The sequence below is a fragment of the Mesorhizobium sp. M1A.F.Ca.IN.022.07.1.1 genome (genome assembly GCF_003997575.1).
GTDB lineage: Bacteria > Pseudomonadota > Alphaproteobacteria > Rhizobiales > Rhizobiaceae > Mesorhizobium.
This window is the reverse complement of the sequence record NZ_RZST01000480.1, coordinates 1-3421: the sequence shown is the minus strand read 5'-3', so window position 1 is coordinate 3421 and position 3421 is coordinate 1. Positions and strand designations below refer to the sequence as shown.

Sequence of the window (3421 nt, the reverse complement as noted above, 5' to 3'; positions counted from 1 at the left end):
AGGCTGGGCTGCTCGACTTAGACGACGCCGAGACGGCGTTCCGGACGTTTTTCGGTCTGGTCGGCCGTGACGTGCAGATGCGGCTTCTGCTCGGCGACCGGCTGCAATTGACCGAGGCGACGATCGGCGGCGATGCCGCCCGCGCGACGCAGCAGTTTCTCGCTCTTTACCGCTCAAGGACCGGGAGAGCAAACAACCGGCCACGAGGCCCCGGAGCCGGATGATTTCAGGTCAAGTCGACCTGAAATCTGAATCCGGCTCCAAATCCAAGAGATAGAGCATGATGTCGTCCGAAAACCGCTTCACACTTTTCGGCATCATGCTCTGATCTTCAAAACGGGAAGGAAGACGAAATGCGTGTCTATTACGATCGTGATGCCGATCTCAATCTGATCAAGGGTAAGAAGGTCGCCATCATCGGCTATGGCAGCCAGGGCCGGGCGCATGCGCTCAACCTCAAGGATTCCGGCGTCAAGGAGATCGCCATCGGCCTGAAGGCCGGCTCGGCGACCGCCAACAAGGTCGAGGCCGACGGGCTGAAGGTGATGAGCGTGGCGGATGCCGCCAAGTGGGCAGACCTGATGATGATGGCAACGCCCGACGAATTGCAGGCCGACATCTACAGATCAGAGATCGCGCCGAACATCCGCGACGGCGCCGCCATCGCCTTCGCGCACGGCCTCAATGTGCATTTCGGCCTGATCGAGCCGAAGGCTTCGGTCGACGTGGTCATGATCGCGCCGAAGGGCCCCGGCCATACCGTGCGCGGCGAATATCAGAAGGGCGGCGGCGTGCCGTGCCTGGTTGCCGTCAACCAGGACGCCTCGGGCAATGCGCTCGACCTCGCGCTCTCCTATGCCTGCGGCGTCGGCGGCGGCCGTTCCGGCATCATCGAGACCAATTTCCGTGAGGAATGCGAGACCGATCTGTTCGGCGAGCAGGTGGTGCTGTGCGGCGGCCTAGTCGAGCTGATCCGCGCCGGCTTCGAGACGCTGGTGGAAGCCGGCTACGCGCCGGAGATGGCTTACTTCGAGTGTCTGCACGAGGTGAAGCTGATCGTCGACCTTATCTATGAGGGTGGCATCGCCAACATGAACTACTCGATCTCGAATACCGCCGAATGGGGCGAATATGTCTCCGGTCCGCGTATCATCACGGCCGACACCAAGGCCGAGATGAAGCGCATCCTGAAGGACATCCAGACCGGCAAATTCACCTCGGAATGGATGCAGGAATATCGCGCCGGCCTGTCACGCTTCAAGGGCATCCGCCGCAACAACGACAGTCATCAGATCGAAGAGGTTGGCGCGAAGCTGCGCGCGATGATGCCGTGGATCGCCAAGAACAAGCTGGTCGACAAGGCGAAAAATTAATTCGGTCTATTCATGGTTCGTGAAAGCCGGCGGAGCGATCCGCCGGCTTCTCTCACGCTCAGCCGTAATGCCAATGCGGCTTCGGCTCGGTGCCCGCGAATTCCACGCCGATGCGGTCGTCGCGGCGCCAGCGGACGATCGCCTTGTAGCCGATCCGGTCCTTCGTCACGTAAAGCAGGAATTCGTCGGGCACATGCGCCTCGATAGGCAGCTTCAGTTCGGCGCCGCCAGGATGCATGTTGCGCACCGTGCACATGACCCCGGAATTGTTGATGCCGGTCAGGATCGCCGCGCCCTTCAGCACGCGTTGCCGGCGCTTGCCTCTCAACTCGTTCTCGGTCATGGCGGAGTCGTCCTAGCGGATCGCAGCTTGGCGATCGTCATATGGGGCACCGCATCACGGATAGACGCATCTGCTAAATTTAAGGTTATCGCGTCGCCGTCGGGCGCGCCTTGCCAAAAAGAAACGGCGCCCGCCGGGCGCCGTTGAGCTTCGTGCCGAGGGGCTCAGATATAGGGCGAAATGCACTGCCGGCGCGGGCCGTTATAGGGCTGGAACGTGTTGTCCCAGGCCCGATAGGACCGGTAGCGGTCGTGGCACCATTGGACATGGGCCCTGGAAAGCCGCTCGGTCCGGTAAATGCGCCGCGGCTGATAGTAGCGCGGATAGGGATCGTAATAATAGGGATTGTAGAAATTGTTGTAGGCGAGGCTGCCGAGACCGAGGCCTAGGCCGAGCCCAAGGATGGCCGCGCCCCCGCTGTCGAAGTGGCGATGGCGATGATGGCGATGATGCCGCCAGCGCCAATTGCGATCTCCGTCCCAGTTGCGGGAGAAATGACGTGCGCGGAAGTCGCCGTCACGCCATCTAAAATCGCGGCCGCGCCAGTCACCGCCACGCCGCCAGCGCCAGTCATACATCTGCCGCCGGTCGTTGCCGCCGGCCCAGCTGTCGCGAACGGGGATGATGGTGGATGCGGCCGTGCTGGTCACGGTCGACATATCGGGCTGCAGGACCGGGCCGGCAATCGACGGCACCGTCAGCCCAGCGGAGAGACCCAAGGCCAGAAGCCCGGATCCAAGGGAAGACAAGAGCGGTTTCATTTCACTCTCCACGAGTAAGGCCCCACGCCCAAAACGCTCGGGAATAGGCCTATTGATGGAACTTTCCATCTGAACGGAAGATGAACAGAAAGGTTCCGTCAACCATAACGGGCGTGCGTATGCTCTTGTGTTCGCCATTGCTTGCGGGCAAAGGTCTCGGCCATGTCGCTGCGCCTCGCCACCTTCAATGTCGAGAACCTGATGAACAGGTTCGACTTCTCCGGCTATCGCAACCAGCTCAACGAGGACCGAACGCTGGCGCTGTTCGACATCCAGAGCGAAGCAGAATACAGGCTGCTCGAACAGGCGCGCGCCATCGCCCAGTCCGATGACACCCGCCAGCTTACCGCGCTCGCCATAGCCGCGACACGCGCCGACGTCATCTGCATGCAGGAGGTGGACAATATCGAGGGGCTGAAGGCCTTCGAATATGGCTATCTCTTCAAGATGATCGGGCAGGGCTACCGTCAGAAATACACCACCGCCGGCAACGACTCCCGCGGCATCGACGTCGCCGTGATGATGCGCAACGAGACCGCGCAGGGGCAGCCGATCGAATTCGTGCGCATGACCAGCCATGCCTATGTCACGTTCGAGCAGTTCGGACTGTTCACGCCGGAACTGGCGGCGTTCGGGCACCTGGCCACCGAACGCGTCTTCCGGCGCGACTGCCTGGAAATCGACATAACGGTCGGCGGCGTGCCGCTTACGCTGTACCTCGTGCATTTCAAGTCAATGGGCTCGCCGCGCAACGGTCTCGATGGCCGCGAGGCGACGATGCCACTGCGCATCGCCGAGGCGCAGGCCGTGCGCCGCATCATCGAGGACCGCTTCGGCAAGGACCATGCGGCCGACAAGCGCTGGGCAATCTGCGGCGACATGAATGATTATCGGCAGCGCGTGAAGATCGAAGGCGACAGCTTCGACGACTATCGCTGCCAGGT

At 61.7% G+C, this 3421-nt stretch carries 5 protein-coding genes; 3 read left to right on the top strand and 2 right to left on the bottom strand.

Features of this window, described 5'->3' with window-relative positions; genetic code table 11:
• On the top strand, window positions 1-224 hold a 224-nt coding region (locus EOA75_RS30735; protein WP_206517075.1), incomplete at its 5' end, for a TetR/AcrR family transcriptional regulator C-terminal domain-containing protein.
• 129 nt (window positions 225-353) lie between these two features.
• The gene (ilvC, locus tag EOA75_RS30730; RefSeq protein WP_067323290.1) at window positions 354-1373 is read left to right on the top strand and encodes a ketol-acid reductoisomerase; all 1020 of its coding nucleotides are present in this window, start codon (window positions 354-356) and stop codon (window positions 1371-1373) included.
• 58 nt (window positions 1374-1431) lie between these two features.
• On the opposite strand, the gene EOA75_RS30725 is transcribed toward ilvC, so the two are convergent.
• Together EOA75_RS30725 and EOA75_RS30720 are read right to left on the bottom strand one after the other, a co-directional pair.
• Window positions 1432-1716 carry a PilZ domain-containing protein gene (locus EOA75_RS30725; RefSeq protein ID WP_067323293.1) on the bottom strand — a complete coding sequence of 95 codons (285 nt, stop codon included), beginning with the start codon at window positions 1714-1716 and terminating at the stop codon, window positions 1432-1434.
• 164 nt (window positions 1717-1880) lie between these two features.
• Complete coding sequence (locus EOA75_RS30720) at window positions 1881-2477, bottom strand: BA14K family protein (protein WP_067323296.1); 597 nt, start codon at window positions 2475-2477, stop codon at window positions 1881-1883.
• 162 nt (window positions 2478-2639) lie between these two features.
• On the opposite strand from EOA75_RS30720, the gene EOA75_RS30715 reads away from it, so the two are divergent.
• Window positions 2640-3421: endonuclease/exonuclease/phosphatase family protein (locus tag EOA75_RS30715; protein WP_127325912.1), on the top strand; the 782-nt coding region annotated here is incomplete at its 3' end.